Source organism: Pseudomonas sp. HTZ2 (assembly GCF_033173945.1).
Taxonomy (GTDB): domain Bacteria; phylum Pseudomonadota; class Gammaproteobacteria; order Pseudomonadales; family Pseudomonadaceae; genus Aquipseudomonas; species Aquipseudomonas guariconensis.
Window position 1 is genome coordinate 4,124,470 of record NZ_CP137332.1, and the last position, 19,063, is coordinate 4,143,532.

At 64.4% G+C, this 19,063-nt stretch carries 14 protein-coding genes; 8 read left to right on the forward strand and 6 right to left on the reverse strand.

The genetic code is table 11. The features are described 5' to 3' along the window. Window position 1: 1 nt before the first annotated feature. Window positions 2–838, reverse strand: a complete 837-nt coding sequence (locus tag R6G97_RS19085; RefSeq protein ID WP_317847368.1) for a TlpA disulfide reductase family protein — start codon at window positions 836–838, stop codon at window positions 2–4. Next, entirely contained in the window at window positions 838–2,547 is a 1,710-nt protein-coding gene (gene dsbD, locus R6G97_RS19090; RefSeq protein WP_317847369.1) for a protein-disulfide reductase DsbD, read from the reverse strand. Before dsbD ends, R6G97_RS19085 begins: the two co-directional genes overlap by 1 nt. A 206-nt stretch (window positions 2,548–2,753) precedes the next feature. On the opposite strand from dsbD, the gene R6G97_RS19095 reads away from it, so the two are divergent. From R6G97_RS19095 to pvdP, 4 genes are all read left to right on the forward strand, one after another. Next, the gene (locus R6G97_RS19095) at window positions 2,754–3,437 is read left to right on the forward strand and encodes a response regulator (RefSeq protein ID WP_070574229.1); all 684 of its coding nucleotides are present in this window, start codon (window positions 2,754–2,756) and stop codon (window positions 3,435–3,437) included. Beyond that, a complete protein-coding gene (locus tag R6G97_RS19100; RefSeq protein WP_090345942.1) occupies window positions 3,434–4,756 on the forward strand; it encodes an ATP-binding protein in 1,323 nt (440 codons plus the stop codon). Before R6G97_RS19095 ends, R6G97_RS19100 begins: the two co-directional genes overlap by 4 nt. Window positions 4,757–4,980: 224 nt before the next feature. Beyond that, complete coding sequence (locus tag R6G97_RS19105; RefSeq protein ID WP_102081754.1) at window positions 4,981–6,381, forward strand: aspartate aminotransferase family protein; 1,401 nt, start codon at window positions 4,981–4,983, stop codon at window positions 6,379–6,381. A 113-nt stretch (window positions 6,382–6,494) separates the two neighbouring features. Beyond that, complete coding sequence (gene pvdP / locus R6G97_RS19110; protein WP_317847370.1) at window positions 6,495–8,117, forward strand: pyoverdine maturation tyrosinase PvdP; 1,623 nt, start codon at window positions 6,495–6,497, stop codon at window positions 8,115–8,117. Window positions 8,118–8,153: 36 nt separating this feature from the next. On the opposite strand, the gene R6G97_RS19115 is transcribed toward pvdP, so the two are convergent. Genes R6G97_RS19115 through R6G97_RS19125 form a run of 3 tightly spaced genes read right to left on the reverse strand, consistent with a single transcriptional unit; the run spans window position 8,154 to window position 12,707 of the window. Then, complete coding sequence (locus R6G97_RS19115) at window positions 8,154–9,560, reverse strand: efflux transporter outer membrane subunit (RefSeq protein WP_289717094.1); 1,407 nt, start codon at window positions 9,558–9,560, stop codon at window positions 8,154–8,156. A gap of 3 nt (window positions 9,561–9,563) precedes the next feature. Next, on the reverse strand, window positions 9,564–11,528 hold the full coding sequence (locus R6G97_RS19120; protein ID WP_090345931.1) for a MacB family efflux pump subunit: 1,965 nt from the start codon (window positions 11,526–11,528) through the stop codon (window positions 9,564–9,566). Next, complete coding sequence (locus tag R6G97_RS19125) at window positions 11,529–12,707, reverse strand: efflux RND transporter periplasmic adaptor subunit (RefSeq protein ID WP_090345928.1); 1,179 nt, start codon at window positions 12,705–12,707, stop codon at window positions 11,529–11,531. It abuts the gene before it with no gap. Between the two features lie 216 nt (window positions 12,708–12,923). Between R6G97_RS19125 and R6G97_RS19130 the strand changes: the two genes are divergently transcribed. The 4 genes from R6G97_RS19130 (at window position 12,924) to R6G97_RS19145 (ending at window position 17,287) form a co-directional block, all read left to right on the forward strand. Then, window positions 12,924–13,400 carry a sigma-70 family RNA polymerase sigma factor gene (locus R6G97_RS19130; RefSeq protein ID WP_070574319.1) on the forward strand — a complete coding sequence of 159 codons (477 nt, stop codon included), beginning with the start codon at window positions 12,924–12,926 and terminating at the stop codon, window positions 13,398–13,400. 212 nt (window positions 13,401–13,612) lie between these two features. Beyond that, entirely contained in the window at window positions 13,613–14,095 is a 483-nt protein-coding gene (locus R6G97_RS19135; protein ID WP_317847371.1) for a histidine kinase, read from the forward strand. A 66-nt stretch (window positions 14,096–14,161) separates the two neighbouring features. Beyond that, window positions 14,162–15,478 (forward strand): MFS transporter, encoded by a 1,317-nt coding sequence (locus R6G97_RS19140; protein ID WP_052352466.1) that lies wholly within the window; start codon window positions 14,162–14,164, stop codon window positions 15,476–15,478. Window positions 15,479–15,622: 144 nt separating this feature from the next. Further along, window positions 15,623–17,287 carry a hypothetical protein gene (locus R6G97_RS19145; protein WP_317847372.1) on the forward strand — a complete coding sequence of 555 codons (1,665 nt, stop codon included), beginning with the start codon at window positions 15,623–15,625 and terminating at the stop codon, window positions 17,285–17,287. A gap of 68 nt (window positions 17,288–17,355) precedes the next feature. On the opposite strand, the gene R6G97_RS19150 is transcribed toward R6G97_RS19145, so the two are convergent. Then, window positions 17,356–19,020, reverse strand: a complete 1,665-nt coding sequence (locus tag R6G97_RS19150) for an electron transfer flavoprotein-ubiquinone oxidoreductase (protein WP_043211441.1) — start codon at window positions 19,018–19,020, stop codon at window positions 17,356–17,358. Between the last annotated feature and the right edge of the window lie 43 nt (window positions 19,021–19,063).

Below are 19,063 nucleotides of genomic sequence, written 5' to 3' on the forward strand. Positions count from 1 at the left end.
GTCAATTTCCTTGTGCGGCGGAGGCGGGCACGTTGGCCTGCTCGAAAGGTTCCAGGGCGCGGTGCAGACTGGCCCGGGACAACTCGCCCAGGTGACTGCCGATCAAGCGCCCTTCGGCGGTGTAGAACAAGGTGGTGGGCAGGGCCATGGAGCCCACCTGCTGGGCCAGCTGACCGCTACCGTCGAACAGCACGTGGGTCAGGCTCAAGCCGGTAGTGGCCAGGAAGGTGCTGACGTTCTCCGGCGTCTCGCCTTGGTTCACGAACAGGAACGTCACGTGCGGGTACTCGTCCTGGGCCTGTTGCAGCACAGGCATTTCCCGACGGCACGGTGGGCACCAGGTGGCCCAGAGGTTGATCACCAGCGGCTTGCCTCGGTAATCGTGCAGTGCCACCGATTGGCCGCCGGCATTGCGCAGGCTCAATGTCGGCAACTCGGTGCCTTTGCTGTAGAGATGGCTGCCTAGGCTGGCAAGGATCCAGAACACCGCACCGCTCAGCAGCGCCCAGCCCAGTGGCCGACGCAGGCCCGGATGTCGCCGGCCCTGCCACAGCGCGCCGATGACGATGCCGATCAGGCCGGCCCACAGCAGGAAACCGCCGTCGCGAATGTCGATCGCCTGCAGCGGATCGTCGCGGAACATCGGCCAGTACGCCAGGACGAAACCTGCGCGGGCACACAGCAGCCCCAGCAGGAACAGGTTGAACAGCGCCGACTCGGGGCTTTCACCGCCGCGCCGGGCCACCCACCAGCCCACGACACTGGCCACGGCCAGGGCCGCGAGCAGTAGCAGGTGGTTGAGGGCCATGGTCAGTGGCCCCAGGGTCACAGTCAGCATCAGCCTTGGCTCCTGGTCTGTGCCCAGTGTTGCTTGAAGGCTGCGGCATCCACTTCACCGGTGATGCGCCGGGCTCGGCGCTCGTCGCCTTCCGGACCGATCCAGATCAGGCTGGGCGGGCCTGGCACCTGGTAGCGTTGCAGCAACTCGCGGCTGGCGGGCGTGTCGGCGGTGACGTCCAGGCGCACCAGGTGCACGCTGGCGAGGTCGGCAAGCACATCGGGCCGGGCGAATACCTGTTTCTCCATCACCTTGCACGACACGCACCAGTCGGCATAGTAGTCCAGCATGACCCACTGGCCACGCGCCTTGGCAGCGTCCAGTTCGCGTTGCAGATCCTGGGGCTGGCTGACAGTGACGAAGGCGTCCTCGGCCTTGGCCGCGCTTTGCACGCCGCTGCCGGCAAAGGGCTGCAAGGGTTGCCACAGATCGTCGCCGCCAGCGGCCGCGCCGACCAGCAACAGCCCGCCCCAGAGCGCACCCAGCAAGGGGATCGCGCGCAGGGCCGGCAAACGGTGCAGGGCCGGCCAGGCGGCCCAGGCCAGGGCGATCAACCAGGCGCCACCCAGGGCCAGCAGCAACGGGGCCGGCAGCAGGCTGCGCAAGGTGTACAGGGCCATGGCCAGGAAGACGAAACCGAACAGCCCCTTGACCAGGTTCATCCAGGCGCCGGGGCGGGGCAGGTAGCGGTTACCGAGGGTGACCAGCAACAGCAGAGGGACGCCCATGCCCAGCCCGAGGCTGAACAGCACCAACGCCCCTTGCAGCACGTCGCCGCTCTGGGCGATGTACAGCAATGCGCCGGCCAGCGGTGCGGTCATGCAGGGCCCCATGAGCAGACCGGAGAGCGCGCCGAGCAGGGCTGCGCCATACACATTGCCACCACGGGTGCCTTGGCCGGCCCGGTCCAGGCGATCGCGCAGGGCGGCAGGCAGTTGCAGTTCGAAGGCGCCGAACATCGGCAGGGCGAGCATCACGAACAACGCTGCCAGGCTGCCCAGCAACCAGGGTTGTTGCAGCCAGGCCTGCAGGCTGGCGCCGAGCAGGGCGGCCACCACGCCGAGGCCGGCATAGACCAGCGCCATGCTCAGTACATAGACCCCCGCCAGCAGCCAGCCACGGCGGGCGCTGGCGCCATTGCCCAGGACCAGCCCGGCGAGGATCGGCAGCATCGGCAGCGAACAGGGCGTGAAGGCCAGCAGCAGGCCAAGGCCGAAGAACGCCAGCAGGCTCCACGCCAGGCTGGCCTGTTGCAGGTCGCTGGCCAGGGCCTGGTCAGTGGCTTGATCCGAAGCCGGCACCGCCTGGCCACCCAGGTCGATGGCGGTGGTTTGAGGCGGGTAGCACAAGCCTGCATCGGCGCAGCCTTGCCAGCCCAGGCGCAATTGGCCCTGGGCATTGGCGGGTATCAGCAATTGGAGTTGGTGGCGGTAGACCGCGCTGTCACCGAAGAACTCATCATGGTGGTTTTCGGCGGGAGGGAGCTGTGGCTGTTGTTCAGGCGCGAGGCCGTCGAACTTCAGACGCTTTTGGTAAAGGTAATAGCCGTCCTTGATCTGGAAGTTCAGGCGCATCTGGCCGTCTGCCTGGCGGTCATGGGTCAGGACGAAAGCCTGGTTGACCGGCAGGAAGTCAGGCTTGGTCTCGAACGGGTTGGCCTGCAGCGGGCCGGCCAGCAGAGATGTCAGGAAGAGCAGGAGAACGCGCATGTCTTCGCCTTGGCAGTACTGTGAATCTGGCCATGCTGGCCTTGGCTGATTAACCCAAAGTTAACCGGTGTCGTTTTGCTGCCATCCTGCAAGTGCCGCCCGAGGTTCGATTGGCAATGGGCGGGTACAGCCGTCTCGTTAATCATTCATAATCGGTTCTTAATCCGCCAAGCGTGCAATACAAGCTTCCCCATCGGAGACCCCTCATGCACGTACTGCTTTGCGAGGACGACGACCTGATCGCCAGCGGCATCTGCGCCGGCCTCGCCGCCCAAGGCTTGACCGTGGACAGGGTGGCCACCGCTTCGGCCGCGCAGGCCTTGCTTCAGGCTGCGCAGTTCGATGTGATGATCCTCGATCTGGGCCTGCCCGACGAAGATGGCCTCAAACTGCTGCGCCGCCTGCGCCAACAAGGCGTGACCCTGCCCGTGCTGGTGCTCACCGCCCGCGATGCGGTCACCGACCGGGTCGATGGCCTGCAGGCCGGGGCCGACGACTACCTGCTCAAACCCTTCGACCTGCGCGAACTGGCGGCCCGTCTGCACACTCTGTTGCGGCGCGTAGCGGGTCGTGCGGTGAATGTCATCGAGCATGGCCCCCTACGTTACGACCCCAGCAGTTGCGAGGCCACCCTGGCCGGCCGGGCGGTGGACCTGTCCCGCCGCGAGCAGGCGCTGCTGCAGGCCTTGCTGCAAAATCCCGGACGGGTGCTCTCCAGCGAGCAGCTCAAGGACTGCGTCTATGGCTTCAGCGACGAGGTCGAAAGCAATGCCTTGAACGTCCATATCCATCACCTGCGCCGCAAGCTCGGCAACAGCATCGTCGAGACCGTGCGCGGCCTGGGTTATCGCCTAGGCCCGGCGCAGGCGCCGCAGGAGCCAGCACCATGAGCCTGCGCGCGCGCCTGACGCTGATCCTTGGCAGCGCCTTCGTGATCATCTGGGCATTGGCCGCCGCCTGGATGCTGCGCGACCTGCGCCAACAGATGATGTTTTCCCTCGACCAACGGCTGGTCGCATCGGCGCGTATGGTCGCCGGGCTGATCGAACAACTGCCGCAGCCGCTGGCGGCCAAGGGCGAGGATGCGCATTTCTCCGCCGACCAGCTCAGCGTGCCGGATGGCATGGCCTGCCAGGTCAGCTCCCTGCGCGGCGAGATCCTGGCCAGCAACCACAAGCACGACGGTGCCATGGATGATCAGCGCAGTGGCTTCCGTGACCAGACCATCGACGGTGCGCTGTGGCGCACTTTCACCTACAACCATGGCGATGTGCGCATCACCACCGCCGACCGTCACCAGGAACGCGAGGCGCTCAATCGCTCGATCTTGCTGGCAGCCTCAGCGCCGGTATTGATGGCCCTGCTTGGCAGCCTAGGGTTGTTGTGGATCGGCGTCGGCAAAGGGCTGGAGCCGCTCAACCGCATGCGCGATGCGCTGCGCAGACGCCGCGCCGACAGCGTCGAGCCGCTGCAGGTAGCGGGCATGCCCAGTGAGCTGCAGCCATTGCTCGAGACCCAGAATCAACTGTTCTTGCGCATCGCCCAGACCATCGAGCGCGAACGGCGCCTGACCGACGATGCCGCCCATGAGCTGCGTAGCCCGCTGACGGCGATCAAGACCCACCTGCAGGTCGCGCGCATGACTGACGGCGCGGTCCGCGAGCAGGCCCTTGAGCATGCCGAGCAAGGCACTGACCGCATGCACCGGACTCTCGAACAACTGCTGATGCTGGCCCGGGTTGAGGGCAGCCTGTCGTTCGACGACGGCGTGCAGTGCAGCGCCGAGCAGGTGGCACGCCAGGCGGTGCAAGACGCCGGCGGCGGCGACAACCGCCGCATCGTGGTACGCCTGCCGGAGGAGGCCAGCCGGATCTACCTGGGCATGCCCGCGCCGCTGGCGGTGGCGGCATTGCGCAACCTGCTGGACAACGCGCTGCGCCACGGCGGCGAAAACGCGGTGGAACTGGAGGTGCAGATGGCCGACGGGCAGGTGGGTTTCATGGTTCGGGACCACGGGCCGGGGATCGCCGAAGAGGACATCGAGCACCTGACCGAACGCTTCTGGCGTCATGACCAGAGCGGTGGCTGCGGGTTGGGGCTGGCGATTGTCCAGGCCATCGTGCAGCGCTGCGCCGGCAGCCTGCGCTTCGAAAGCCACAACGATGGGCTGCGGGTGTGGCTGCAGGTGCCGGCGCGCCAGGAGGCTTGATCCTCGATGTGGCGCAAACCTCATGACGGTTAAACCCGTTCCCATTCGGCCCACCTGGGCCCTGCGGGAGCGGGTTTACCCACGAAGAGTGCGCCTGCGGAAAAACCTGCCTGACAGCTAAATCCTTGCCTCGCTGAAGCGTTTTCCAAGCGATAACCACCCGACACCCATCCGCTTACCGGGGCGTGGCGGGGCTCATTCGCTTGTTCGCGAGGATTTTTCCGATGTCGATCGCTTCCAGCCTTGCCCAGGTCCTGCCGAGCAGCGCGCCACAGACGCTGTACGAGTTCGAGGATTCCCCCCTGCTGTTGCGCCAGCAGCAACAGGAGTCCAACGCCCGCAGTTACCCGCGGCGTATTCCCTTGGCACTCAAGCGTGCCCGTGGCATCCATGTCGAGGACGTCGAAGGCCGTCAGTTCATCGATTGTCTGGCAGGTGCCGGCACCCTGGCCCTGGGCCACAACCACCCGGTGGTGATCGAGGCCATCCAGCGCGTGCTGGCCGAAGAGCTGCCCCTGCACACCCTGGACTTGACCACGCCGGTCAAGGACCGCTTCGTCCAGGACCTGTTCGGCATCCTGCCCGAAGCCTTGCGCCGGGAGGCAAAGGTCCAGTTCTGTGGACCGACCGGCACCGATGCGGTGGAGGCGGCGCTGAAACTGGTACGCACCGCCACGGGACGTAGCACGGTGCTGGCCTTTCAGGGGGCCTACCATGGCATGTCCCAGGGGGCGTTGAGCCTGATGGGCAGCCTGGGGCCGAAACAGCCGCTGGGTGCGCTGCTGGCCAATGGCGTGCAGTTCCTGCCGTATCCCTATGACTATCGATGCCCCTTCGGCCTGGGTGGCGAGGCGGGCGTGCGTGCCAACCTGCATTACCTGGAGAACCTGCTGTGCGATCCGGAAGCTGGTGTCGCGTTGCCGGCGGCGGTGATCGTCGAAGTGGTGCAGGGCGAAGGCGGAGTGATCCCTGCGGATATCCAGTGGTTGCGTGGCCTGCGCCGTATCACCGAGCAGGCCGGCGTCGCGTTGATCGTCGACGAGATTCAAAGTGGCTTTGCCCGCACCGGGCGCATGTTCGCCTTCGAGCACGCCGGCATCGTGCCGGACGTGGTCACCCTGTCCAAGGCCATCGGCGGCAGCCTGCCCCTGGCGGTGGTGGTCTATCGCGACTGGCTGGACACCTGGAAGCCTGGAGCCCATGCCGGTACCTTCCGCGGTAACCAAATGGCCATGGCGGCAGGTTCCGCGGTGATGGGCTACTTGGTCGAGCATCGCCTGGCCGAGCACGCCGAGGCCATGGGCCAACGCTTGCGTGGCCACTTGCTGCGTGTGCAGCAGGATTATCCGCAGCTTGGAGATGTTCGGGGGCGTGGGCTGATGCTTGGGGTCGAACTGGTGAACCCGGATGGCGCCGTCGATGCGCTGGGCCGGGCTCCGGCCAACGGCACCCTGGCACCGAAAATTCAGCGCGAATGCCTCAGGCGCGGCTTGATCCTGGAGCTCGGCGGGCGCCACGGTGCGGTGGTGCGCTTCCTGCCACCGCTGATCATCAGTGCCGAACAAATCGACGACGTGGCCGACCGCTTTGCTCAGGCCGTGCAGGCAGCGGTGTCCGCCGGTTGAACGAACGGAACCTGCCAAGGCTCGGGGGCTTCTGCCAGCAGTAAATTTCCCGATCCAGGTTACGTCCTAGCTTGGACAGAACCCGCAGTGTGGCTGGAACGGATAGAGGCGCAATGGGCATTTCCCGACGAGGATTCATCGCAGGCCTGGCAGTGGCGGGGGCAACCGGTACGGCTGCCTATCACGCACACAAGGCGCTGACCCACGATCCTGAGGACGACATCGTCACGCCAGGGGAGGCCAGCGTCGAGTTGGCCGACTACGCAGGACAAGTACTGGCCGATCACCTGCGTGGCATCTGGGACCTGCGCTTCGAAGGCACAGAAGCGGGCCTTGAAGGGTTGCCCGTGGTCGGTGTCGAGCTGTTTCTCGACGTTGCCACCAAGGGGCGCGGCTTGCGCGGCTTTGTCGATACCGGTGAGCGCTTGCGTAGTGTCGGGGTGGCCCGCTATCGAGTGTTGGGCGATCTGGTCGAGGCATCGTCTGCGCAGGTGCGTTGGCGCTTGCTGAACCAGCAGGGAGGGGCCAGCTACGAATGCATTGCCAGTCTCGACGAGGTCTGGGGCGATTTCGCCAATGCTGGCACCGGTACCCTGAGCGGACGTCTGCAGCGGTTGGACCGACCGCTCATGCTGCCGGTGGCCGACAGCCGCTTCGTCGCGGTCAAGCGGCGCTTCCCCGAAGCCCGTGAGCGCATCGGCTATACGCCACAGATGCACGCCTGGGTGCTCAGTGCCGAGCATCGGTTGTTCCACCAGCTTTGGCATGCCACCCGGGACAAATGGCACGACCTGTCCGAACAGCAGCGCGGCGCCCTGCGTGGCCTGGGCTGGCAGCCAGGCCCACGGGAGCGTGAGCGCGATGCCCGCGGCCCGCGCAAGCACCGCAATGGCTCGGGGATCGATTTTCTGTTCATGCACAGGCATATGCTGCAGACCGCTCGTCAGCTGCAGGACTTGCCATCCTGGACGCACTTCCCATTGCCTGCGCCAAATGTCGAGCTCGACCGGGCAGGCTTTGCCCGCTATCACGAGAATCACGATGGTTGCTGTGTGCCACCGAGCTGGCAGGCGCCGGATGATGAGCCCTATGGGCAGTGGGTGTCGGCGATCAAGGCCAGCGAGACGTTTTGCAGTAACTTCCAGGTCTGGGAGTCGCAATACCAGGACCCTCGGTACCTCGCGAAGCTGAGCCTGGGCGCGCTGGGATCGGAGATGGAGATGACCCTGCACGACTGGCTGCACATGTGCTGGGCTTCGGTGCCGCGTGATCCGCTCAATGGTGCGCCGGTGCCTTTCGCCCGCGATCCGGCTGACTTCGCCCTGCGTTGGTTCGGGCCGGAGAACGACTTTCTCGGTGACCCGTTCTCTTCCCATGTGAACCCTGTGTTCTGGGGCTTCCATGGTTGGATCGACGACCGGATCGAGGACTGGTACCGCGCCCAGGAGCGCTACCACCCAGGCCAGGTGCGGCGTATGCAGGTCAACGGTGTGGACTGGTTCGCGCCAGGGCGCTGGGTAGAGGTCGATGACCCCTGGCTGGGGCCGGACACCCATGGTTGCAGCACGGTTCCTGGCACGCGTCCCGGCAAGTCGGTGGAGATGGATGTCGAGATCATGAAACTGGCGCTGCGCATCACCTTTGGCGAGGATGATGCGATCGGCGACCTGGTGCGGCGGGTGCCTCGCCGGCCCTGGTATGCGCGGCATCTTTCGGTGAAGAACATCGTGTCCTGATCGATGTCCAGGGGCCGTATGCGGCCCCGATGCCGTTCAGCGCGAAGGCACCTGCCAGCCACCCCCCAACGCCTTGTACAACGCCACGCTGCCCTGTAGCCGGGCCAGGCGCAATTGCGCCTGCTGGTCCTGCGCGTCATATAGGGTGCGCTGGGTCTGCAGCACGCTGAGCAGGGTCTCTGCGCCGGCAGCATAGCGTTGCTGGGCAAGATCGAAGGCGATGCGCGCCTGGCGCACTTCCTCGTCCTGCCACTGGCGCTGGTGGTCCACACCCTGGATGGCATTGAGCGCCTTCTCCACGTCGGCAAAGCTCGCCAGAATGCTCGTCCGGTAGTTTTCCAGCAGTTCTTGCTGCTCGGCAGTGGCCAGGTCGCGGGCGGCACGCAGGCGGCCGTTGTTGAAGACCGGCGCGATCAGCCCGCTGGTGAGGGTGTAATAGGGGCTGTCCAGGATCTGGGCGAAGGTGCGCGCGCCGCTGCCCAGGTCGGCGCCCAAAGTCAGCTTGGGCAACAGCGCGGCCCGGGCGACCTGAACGTTGGCGCTGGCTGCCGCCAGGCGTGCCTCGGCAGCGGCGATATCGGGGCGGCGGCCGAGCAGATCGCTGGGGACGCCGCTGCCGATGCGCGGCCATTGCAAGGCGCCGATCGTGCCACGGTTGGCGGGCACGTGCTGGACCGGCTCGCCCAGCAGAGTGGCCAAGGTGACGCGGCTGTCTTGCCATCGCTGCTCAAACAGCGGCACCTGGCGTTCCTGGGCGGCCACCAGGCTGCGCTGCTGGGCCAACTCCAGGCGTGTGGCCGAACCTGAGCGTTCCCGCGCTTGTACGAGCGCCAGCACGTCACGCGCATTGTCCAGGTTCAGACGGGCAATACGCAGTTGTTCCTCCAGTGCCAAGCCTTGCAGGTAACTGTCGGCCACCGCGCAGGTCAGCGTCAGCTCGACCGTCTGGCGGTCGAAGCGACTGGCGTCCAGGCCATGCAAGGCGCTGTCGCGTGCAGCGCGCAGGCCTCCCCAGAAATCGATCTCGTAGCTGGCGCTCAGGCGGGTGCCGAAGGAGGTGCTGGTACGCTCGCTGCTGCTGGCATCGAGTTGGTCGTTGCCGTCGCCGCGCAACAGGCGCTGGCGGCTGGCATCCAGGCCGAACTGCAGCTCTGGCAACAAAGGTGCGCCGGCGATCACTGCGCGGGCCTGGGCCTGGCGCACCCGTGCGGTGGCGGCGGCGAGGTCATGGCTGTTGCGCAGGGCTCGCTCGATCAATTGGTCCAGCTGGGGGCTGGCGAATGCCTTCCACCAGATGGCATCGGGCAGGGGGCGGGTGGCGTCTTCGCGCTGCGCCTGCCAGGTCGCCGGCGCGGTGATATCGGCCTCTGGACTGGGCGGTGTGCTGCACGCGGCAAGGGCGAGGCTCAGGGTCAACAGGCTGATGCGGCTGGGCAATGTCATGAGTTATACGCTGGTGAGGGCTTTGACCGGATCGAGGCGAGCGGCCTTGCGGGCTGGCATGAAGCCGAACACCACGCCGGTGACGACGGCGCAGGCGAATGCACCGAGCATGGCGGGTAGAGCGAAGGCCACGGCGATGTCGGCCAGCATCAGGCCTGCGCCGATGCACAGGGCCAGTACGATGCCGGTGACCCCGCCGACCATCGACAGCATCACCGCTTCGCTGAGGAATTGACGCAGGATGTCGCGCTGACGGGCCCCAGTGGCCATGCGGATGCCGATCTCACGGGTGCGCTCGCGCACGGTCATGAGCATGATGTTCATCACGCCGATGCCGCCAACCAGCAAGGAGATGGCGGCAATCGCGCCGAGCATCAGCGACAGGCTGTTCTGGGTGCGGGCTTCGGCTTGGATCAAGGCTGCATCGTTGGTCAGTTCGAAATCGCGCTTGCCTTGGTGGCGCTGGCGCAGCAGGTGGTCGATGGCCGCCTCGGTGGCGTGGACCTGGGATGAGTCGAGAGCGGCAATGGCGATGTACTCGGGCTCATAGCGCCCGAACAAGCGGATGGCGGCGGCGGAGTAGGGCACCACGATGCGCTCGTCGCTGTCCTGGTCCCCCGAGCTTGCACCCTTGCCGGCCAGAATGCCCACGACCTGGAACGGCACGTTGCCGATCAACAGGTACTGGCCCAGCGGGTCGCGCCGGTTGCCGAGCATCTTCTCCTTCACTTTCTGCCCGATCACCGCCACGGCAGCACCACTGGCCTCGTCAGACTCACTGAAAAAGGCCCCTTCGACCACTGGCCAGTTGAAGACTTCCGGGAACCAGGTGTTGTTGCCACCGACATAGAACTGCTGGCTGTTGTTGCCGTAGCGCACCATCAGCTCTTCGCCGATGACCGGCATGACGCGTTTGACCTGTGGCAGTTCGGCGATCGCGTCGACATCATCGAGGGTGATGAGGCCTGCAGGTTCGCGCAGTGTCGCCGCTTTGCCGGACAGGTAGAGGATGTTCGAGCCGAACGCGGCCATTTGTGCCATGACCTGGCGCTTGCTGCCTTCGCCGACGGCCAGCATCACCACCACCGAGGCGACGCCGATGACGATGCCGAGCAAGGTCAAGGCAGTGCGGAAGCGGTTGATCCACATGACCCGCCAGGCCGCCTGCAGGGCTTCGAGCAGCTCGCCTTTCCAGGCGCCGCGCAGGGTGGCGCCGCGGTCCAGACGCTGGCGCAGCTCGTCGGCTTGCAGGCCTGGGTACGTAGCGGTTGCAGGTTGCTCGTCGGCGGAGTCGCTGAGCATCAGGCCATCACGGATCTCGATGACCCGATGAGCTCGTGCCGCCACTTCGCGGTCGTGGGTGATCAAAATGATCACGTGGCCTTGGTGGGCGAGCTCATCCAGCAGGGCCATGACTTCGGCGCCGCTGTGACTGTCCAGCGCGCCGGTGGGCTCGTCGGCGAGGATGATGTGTCCGCCGTTCATCAGTGCCCGGGCGATCGATACCCGCTGTTGCTGGCCGCCGGAGAGTTGGTGCGGGCGGTTGGTGGTGCGGCTGGCCAGCCCCAGGCGTTCGAGCAGCGCACGAGCTCTGGCGTGGCGTTCGGCGGCGGGCGTTCCGGCATAGATGGCCGGCATCTCGACGTTTTCCTGGGCGGAGCCCGAGGGGATCAGGTGATAGCCCTGGAACACGAAGCCAAAGGCCTCGCGACGCAGCCACGCCAGCTCATCGCTGTCCAGGTCGGCGACGTCCTTGCCGGCGAAGCGATAACTGCCGGCGCTGGGGCGATCAAGGCAGCCGAGAATGTTCATCAGCGTCGACTTGCCTGAGCCCGAGGCACCGACGATGGCGACGAACTCGCCGGGGTGGATGGTCAGGCTGATGCCGCGCAACACCTCGACTTTCGGTGTGTCGATGCCGCCATAGGCCTTGCGGATGTCGGTGAGTTCGATCAGAGGGACAGGCATTCAACCTCCGCTGGCGGCCGGGGCGCCGATAACCAGTTGTTCGCCTTCACTCAGGCCTTCGAGGATCTGCACGCGCAGACGATCGCTCAGGCCCGTTCGCACTTGGCGCTGCTCGATCTTGCCCTCGCGATTGAGCACTTGGGCCAAGTACAGGCCGTCGTCATCGGCGTCCTCCAGAGCGGCCAGGGGGGCTGTGAGCACCTGCTTGGCCTGGCCGGCAACGAAGAACACCTGGGTGGTCATTTCGGCCATCAGGGCGCCATCGGGGTTGTCGACATCCAGCAGCACGGTGTACTGCACCACCTTGTTGCCGGTGGTGCCGGCGCTGGCGCTGGCCGGGCTGCCGCCGCCCTGGCTGGCCTGGTCCAACGGCTTGGGCGGGATCGGCAGGATCTGCCGCACGCGGCTGCTCCAGCGGCGCTTGCCGCCGGCCAGGGTGGTGAAGTAGGCGCTCATGCCGGGCTGGACCTTGCCGATGTCGGCCTCCGATACCTGGGCCCAGACGGTCATCGGCGAGAGTTTGGCGATACGCAGGATCAACGGCGTCTGTTGCTGGGCGTTGAGGGTCTGGCCCTCCCGGGCATCCACAGCGACCACGGTGCCGCTCATGGGGGCATAGATGCGCGTGTAACCCAACTCGGCCTCGTCGCTGCGCAGGCTGGCTTGAGCCTGGCGGATCTGCGCCTGGTACATGTCGATGCGCGCCTGGGTCACTTTGAGTTGGGCTTGGGCTGTTTGCAGGTCTTCCTCGCGGGTGGCGCCTGCGGCGGCTAGATCACGTTGGCGTTGGTACTGTTGCGTCGCCAGCTGGTACTGGGCGCGTTGCTCGGCCAGTTGGGCCTTGAGGTTTTCGATGGAGTAGCGACCGGCATCGAGCTTGGCTTGCTGGGTGGACGGGTCGATCTCGACCAGCAACTGACCCTGGCGCACCACATCGCCCACCTCCACGTGCAACGTGCGGATCTGCCCGGAGGCCTGGGCGCCCACATCGACATAACGCCTGGGCTGCAAGGTGCCCAAGGCCGTGACGCTGCTTTCGATATCGCCTCGCACGACCTGGACGGTGCTAACCGGCAGGGTGCCGAAGGGCAGGGTCTTCCAGGCCAGGATGGCGCCCAGGCCAAGCAGGCCCAGGCCACCGAGCAGGATCCGACGGCGGGTGTGGATTAAGCGTCTCATGCGGGCTTCCGGCCAGGGGTGAAAGTCACACGCGGCCAATCGTGGCACGCAGGGCGGTCTCAGGTAGACGAAGCCACAACGGGGAGATTTAGTCGATTCGAGAAGTGGGGGTGGGTTGTTGCTGAGAATAATTATAATTTGTAATATGTCGCGCTGATATCACTTCGTCCCGTGTTCCGATTGCAAGTGTCGAGCAAGGAAATGCCAGGTACCGTCGTGGAACATTACTATCGTGAGCTGGTGAGTTTCCTTTCCGCGCGCCTGGGCAACCGTCAGGCGGCGGAGGACGTCGCCCACGATGCCTACCTGAGAGTGCTGGAGCGCACTGACGCTCAGCGCATCGAACACCCGCGCGCTTTTTTGTACCGCACTGCGCTGAACCTGGTGGTCGATCGCCACCGACGTCATCAGGTGCGCCAGGCCGAGCCGCTGGAAGTGCTGGACACCGACGAGCGCTGGCACGGGCCTGGGTTGTCCCACAGCATGCAGATGGACCAGCGCCTGGAATTGATGCAGCGCGCCCTTGATGAGCTGAGCAAACCCTGCCGGGACAGCTTCCTGCTGCGCAAACTCGAAGGGCTGTCTCACCCGCAGATCGCCGAGCGCCTGGGGATTTCTCGTAGCCTGGTGGAAAAGCATATTGTCAATGCCATGAAACACTGCCGCGTACGCATGCGCGAGTGGGAATCCTGACGTTGCCGACACATCCCTGAAACACCCGTATCAGCCGCGTTACACCCTTGATGGGAAATGAAAATTCCCCATGCTGGCGACTTGATTTCTCCTGCTTTCCCGACAACTATCAAGGAAAGACCCCGGCCGGGCCCCCGTCGTGGTGGTTGCCTGTACTGGCGCAGTAGGGGCAGGGCATATTCCCTCAACGCCTCGTTGCCCAGGTGCAGACAATGGCAAACAAGACCATGCGCATCCTCATTGCCGACGAGCATCCGTGCCAACGTTTGCAGCTGGAAAAAATGCTCAATGGCCTGGGCTACTACCGCATCGCCCCGGTGGAAAGTTTCGAAGACCTCCAGCGTTTGGTGCAGAGCGCGCTGCAGCCATTCAATCTATTGATCGGCAACATCGAGCTGGCCAGCCACGCCGGCGTCGACCTGGCGCGCTTTTGCCAGGTCAGCACCCAGATCCAGCATGCCTTGCTCTACCATTCTCAGCACCTGAAGGTGCCCGCAGTGCCTCAGGCCCAGCGCCAGGCGGTGAACATCAGCCTGCCGCGCGTACCGGATGACGAGGCGCTGCAATCGTTCATGGCGATCATCGACCTGCCTTTGGTGGTAGGGCAGTTGCCGCTGCCGGCGAGCCTGGCGGGCAAGGGCAATCCGATCCGGCACCGAAACTTCGGCCACACAATGTTCAGCCGTTCGAGCTGAGTCAGGTGGGGCAAGGGGGTGGCATTTGCTATCCTCTTGCCCTTTGCCGATTTGCGGAACCATGCCATGACTGTCATCGATACCGCCCGTGCACCCCGGTTCAGCCGCGGCGATCACCGGACCCTGGGCCTGGCGGCGTTGGGCGGCGCGTTGGAAATCTACGATTTCATTATCTTCGTGTTCTTCGCCCTGACCCTCAGCCAGCTGTTTTTCCCGCCTGAAATGCCTGAGTGGTTGCGGCTGCTGCAGAGTTTCGGAATTTTCGTCACCGGGTACCTGGCCAGGCCCCTGGGCGGCATCCTGATGGCGCACTTCGCCGACCACCTGGGGCGCAAGCGGGTGTTCAGCCTGAGCATCCTGATGATGGCCCTGCCGTGCTTGCTGATCGGCCTGATGCCGACCTATGCCGATATCGGCTATGCCGCGCCGCTGATCCTGCTGGCGTTGCGTATCCTCCAAGGCGCTGCGGTGGGTGGCGAGGTGCCGAGCGCCTGGACCTTCGTTGCCGAACATGCGCCTGTGGGCCGACGCGGCTATGCCCTGGGCTTTCTGCAAGCTGGACTGACCTTCGGCTACCTGCTGGGCGCCTTGACCGCGACCTTGTTGGCGAAGCTTTACAGTCCGCAGGAGATTCTCGACTACGCCTGGCGTTATCCCTTCCTGTTGGGCGGTGTGTTTGGTGTCGTCGGCGTCTGGTTGCGCCGCTGGTTGAGTGAAACGCCGGTGTTCCTGGCCCTGCGCGAACGCCAGGAACAGCCAGTGGCCTTCCCGCTGCGTAGCGTGCTGGGCACGCATCGTCATGCACTGATTCCGGCGGCCTTGCTGACTTGCGTGCTGACGTCGGCAGTGGTGGTGCTGGTGGTGATCACCCCTACCGTGATGCAGCAGCGCTTCGGCATCGCAGCGGGCCACACCTTCGCCCTGAGCAGCGTGGGAATTGTCTTTCTCAACATGGGTTGCGTGCTGGCCGGCTTGCTGGTCGACCGCATCGGTGCCTGGCGCGCCTTGATGATCTACAGCCTGCTGTTGCCTGTGGGCATCGGAGCGTTGTACGCAAGTCTGGTGGGGCAGTTTGGCTGGACGTGGCTGGCCTATGCCTTGGCAGGGTTGTCCTGCGGTGTGGTAGGGGTGGTGCCATCAGTGATGGTCGGGTTGTTCCCGGCGCAGATCCGAGTGTCGGGTATTTCCTTCACCTACAACATCGCCTATGCCTTATGGGCCAGCACCACGCCGCTGGCGTTGATTGCATTGATGCCATGGAGCCCCTGGGTGTGCGTCGGGTTCTGCCTGATCATGGGGCTTGTCGGTTTCATGACGGCGGCCTACTTCCGCGGTCGTGGAGTGGCGTGCGCGACGTCGTGCTCGGCTACCTCGCCCCTCTGAAGGTGCAGTGCGTGTCCTACGGTGCGCGAGCTTGGGTTCACGCAAGGTAAGGGGAACGGCACTGACTGTCGGTGGTGGAGCCTCTGCGTAGATTGCTCGGTGCTTGATTCAAGCACCCGCATCTACCGGATTTGGAGGCTGCCGATGTATGGCTTTAACGTGAAGTGGCAGACGCGCGAGCAACTGCCGGAAATCCCCCAGGACATGTTGTTCTCCGGTGTGGCGCGCGACACGCCAGAGGCTGATCCCGGTCATGCCCCTGTGATGAGTACGCCCGTCATACGCTGGGGAAACAGCAAAGCCTGCGTCTTTGATGACCGGGTACACCATGAGCAGGCCTGGCTGGTGGTCTATGGGGATGGCCAGCGGCTCACGGGGGGCCGACCTCTGCAAGGGTTCCGGCATATCGCTGATATCCAGGAGGCGGCCAGTGGCGTTGCACTGCGTCTGATCGATGCCAATGGCCATGAGGTGGAAATCTCGCACCTGGAACTTGATTCGCTGGATGGCAAGGACGGCCGCGAGTCCGAAATCGAGGGATTGCCAGTGGGTATCCCTTTTTGCCTGGGCCATGACCATGCTTTGCTGATGGCCGATGAAAAGGGCGTGCGCATTGATTCGGGGCCGGAGACCCTGGCCATGCAATGGATGTTCAAGGACGGAAAACTGAGCAGCGTCGCCACCGGTCAAGTCCTTGGCCTGGGAGTACGTTGTCTGCCGCCCGCCCAAGGGCTTGAAAAATGGCATCTTTCTCCCGAAGGGGTGCTTGCGTTTGGCCCTCAGGCGCAGGCGCTGTGCGCAGACCCGGCGCATGGCGAGGTCTGGCTTCAGCCTCAGGACCCGGGGTTGCCATCTGTGCGTTGGCAGGTGAAACGACCGCGTAACAAGGCGTCGGGCATGCAGGTCGAGAAGCTGGTCCTGCATGTGCAGGTCTGCGACGACTACAGCGCCGGGACTTCGGACAGCGTCTACTTCTCGATCAATGGCAGCCGTCATCAGCAGCTTCTGGCCAGGAATTTCGAACGAGGCTCGGCGCTGGCTGCCGAGGTGGATCTGGCCAGTATGTTCCAAGGGCGCACCATCTTTGCCGACGAACTCGTCAGCGTGGAGCTGTATCAGGTAAGCGGCGACGGCTACGGTCCAGCATGGCGTATGAACGCGCTGGATCTGGTGGTCAATGACCACATGAGCAACCGTGTGCTCGGGTCCGACAGTCCATGGCTGTTGCCAACGTCAGGCGCAAACTGGACGGGTACGATCAATTGGCTGGACTGGCGTGAGGAGGGCGGTCAGACGCCGTTGGACTTTGCCGGGTACACCTATCCGGTCAATTGGGGGCCACTGCTGTCCGATTGGCTGAATTGGCGTTCGTATGAACCGGAAACGCTCACGGGGGTGTGCCAGTTGATTGGCGAGTATCAGGGCAGGCTTCTGGCCTACGATCTCAAAGACAAGAAACCGGTCTATCTTGAGCCCAATACCGCAATCGATTCTTACACGTGGGTCTACACCCCACAGGGAAGCATCATCATCCGGCGTTGGGACAAGACCGCGTCCCGCAGCAGCTATATCCGTCATAGCCAACTCGGCTCCGGCAATCCAGTGGTGTGCGCCGGAGAGCTCACCATCACTCGTGTTGCGACCCACATGGCTGTGCAGGATCTTTTGGGGATGATCAACGACGCGTCCGGGCATTACCTGCCCGATGGCGGCACATGTCTGGCACATGTGCGCGAACGGCTGGCCCAACTTGGGCTGGATACGAGCAGTACGCAGATCCGATACAGGACGCAAACCCCGGCGATGTGATGGCCTGCAACCCAAACGAAAAAGCCCCCAAGGCCTGGCCTTGGGGGCTTTTTTCATGCGGGGCGATGTTACATGTTCGGGTAATTCGGCCCGCCTGCGCCTTCTGGAGTGACCCAGGTGATGTTCTGGGCCGGGTCCTTGATGTCGCAGGTCTTGCAATGCACACAGTTCTGCGCGTTGATCTGGAAGCGCTTGCTCCCGTCTTCCTGGGTAACCACTTCGTACACGCCGGCCGGGCAGTAGCGCTGGGCAGGTTCGTCATACAGCGGCAGGTTGCTGGCGATCGGTACGCTGGCATCGGCCAGTTTCAGGTGGCAGGGCTGTTCCTCTTCATGGTTGGTGCTGGAGAGGAACACCGAACTCAGCTTGTCGAAGCTGAGCTTGCCGTCGGGTTTGGGGTAGTCGATCTTCTGCGAATCGGCTGCCAGCTTGAGGCAGGCGTAGTCCGGCTTGGTGTCGTGCAGGGTGAACGGCAGCTTGCCGCCGAACCAGTTCTGGTCGATGTAGTTGAACGCACCACCGAGCAAGGGGCCGAACTTGTGCAGCGCAGGGCCGAAGTTGCGGCTGGCGAACAGCTCCTCATACAGCCAGCTGGCTTTGAAGGCGCTGACGTAGTTGTCGAGGGTGTCGCCACCTTCGCGACCGGCGAACAGAGCTTCGGCCACGGCGTCGGCGGCGAGCATGCCGGACTTCATGGCGGTGTGGCTGCCTTTGATCTTGGAGAAGTTCAGGGTGCCCAGGTCGCAACCGATCAGTGCGCCGCCGTTGAAGACCATCTTCGGCAGCGAGTTCAGGCCGCCCTTGCAGATGGCGCGGGCACCGTAGCTGATGCGCTTGCCGCCTTCGAGGTACTGGCTCATCACCGGGTGGTGCTTCAGGCGCTGGAACTCATCGAATGGCGACAGGTAGGGGTTGGCATAGGAGAGGTCGACGATCAGGCCGACCACCACCTGATTGTTCTCCAGATGATAAAGGAAGGAGCCGCCGGTGTTCTCGGCGCTCACTACGTCCAGCGGCCAGCCGGCGGTGTGCACCACCAGGCCTTGCTCGTGCTTGGCCGGATCGATTTCCCAGATTTCCTTGAGGCCAATGCCGTAGTGCTGGACGTCGGACTCGCTGTCGAGGTTGAAGCGCTTGATCAACTGTTTGCCGATATGACCACGGCAGCCTTCGGCGAACAACGTGTACTTGGCGCGCAGTTCCATGCCTGGCGTGTACAGGCCGTCTTTAGGGTTGCCTTCGCGGTCGACCCCCAGGTCGCCCGTGATGATCCCGCGGACCACGCCGTTCTCATCGAACAGCGCTTCCTGGGCGGCGAAGCCTGGGTAAATTTCCACGCCCAGGTTCTCGGCTTGTTGGGCCAGCCAGCGGCACAGATTGCCCAGGGAGATAATGTAGTTACCCTGGTTATGCATGGTCTTTGGCACGAACAGGTCAGGGACCTTGGTCGAGCTGCTCGCATCCTTGAGTACATAGATGTCGTCGCGCTTGACTTCGGTGTTCAGCGGAGCACCGAGTTCTTTCCAGTCGGGGAACAGTTCGTTCAGAGCACGTGGCTCGAACACCGCGCCGGAGAGGATGTGGGCACCGACTTCCGAGCCTTTCTCGACCACGCAGACGCTGATCTCGTTACCGGCTTCGGCGGCCTTCTGCTTCAGGCGGCAGGCGGCGGACAGGCCCGCCGGGCCTGCGCCGACGATGACCACGTCGAATTCCATGTATTCGCGTTCCACTGGTTCTCTCCTACTCAAGGCTCATCGCTGTTGCTTGTCTTGT

Bases quoted from the DNA above. Each gene is read 5' to 3' on its own strand.
- dsbD (WP_317847369.1), bottom strand. From the start codon at position 2,547: ATGCGCGTTCTCCTGCTCTTCCTGACATCTCTGCTGGCCGGCCCGCTG.
- R6G97_RS19085 (WP_317847368.1), bottom strand. From the start codon at position 838: ATGCTGACTGTGACCCTGGGGCCACTGACCATGGCCCTCAACCACCTG.
- R6G97_RS19095 (WP_070574229.1), top strand. From the start codon at position 2,754: ATGCACGTACTGCTTTGCGAGGACGACGACCTGATCGCCAGCGGCATC.
- R6G97_RS19115 (WP_289717094.1), bottom strand. From the start codon at position 9,560: ATGACATTGCCCAGCCGCATCAGCCTGTTGACCCTGAGCCTCGCCCTT.
- R6G97_RS19135 (WP_317847371.1), top strand. From the start codon at position 13,613: ATGGCAAACAAGACCATGCGCATCCTCATTGCCGACGAGCATCCGTGC.
- R6G97_RS19100 (WP_090345942.1), top strand. From the start codon at position 3,434: ATGAGCCTGCGCGCGCGCCTGACGCTGATCCTTGGCAGCGCCTTCGTG.
- R6G97_RS19105 (WP_102081754.1), top strand. From the start codon at position 4,981: ATGTCGATCGCTTCCAGCCTTGCCCAGGTCCTGCCGAGCAGCGCGCCA.
- R6G97_RS19145 (WP_317847372.1), top strand. From the start codon at position 15,623: ATGTATGGCTTTAACGTGAAGTGGCAGACGCGCGAGCAACTGCCGGAA.
- pvdP (WP_317847370.1), top strand. From the start codon at position 6,495: ATGGGCATTTCCCGACGAGGATTCATCGCAGGCCTGGCAGTGGCGGGG.
- R6G97_RS19120 (WP_090345931.1), bottom strand. From the start codon at position 11,528: ATGCCTGTCCCTCTGATCGAACTCACCGACATCCGCAAGGCCTATGGC.
- R6G97_RS19125 (WP_090345928.1), bottom strand. From the start codon at position 12,707: ATGAGACGCTTAATCCACACCCGCCGTCGGATCCTGCTCGGTGGCCTG.
- R6G97_RS19140 (WP_052352466.1), top strand. From the start codon at position 14,162: ATGACTGTCATCGATACCGCCCGTGCACCCCGGTTCAGCCGCGGCGAT.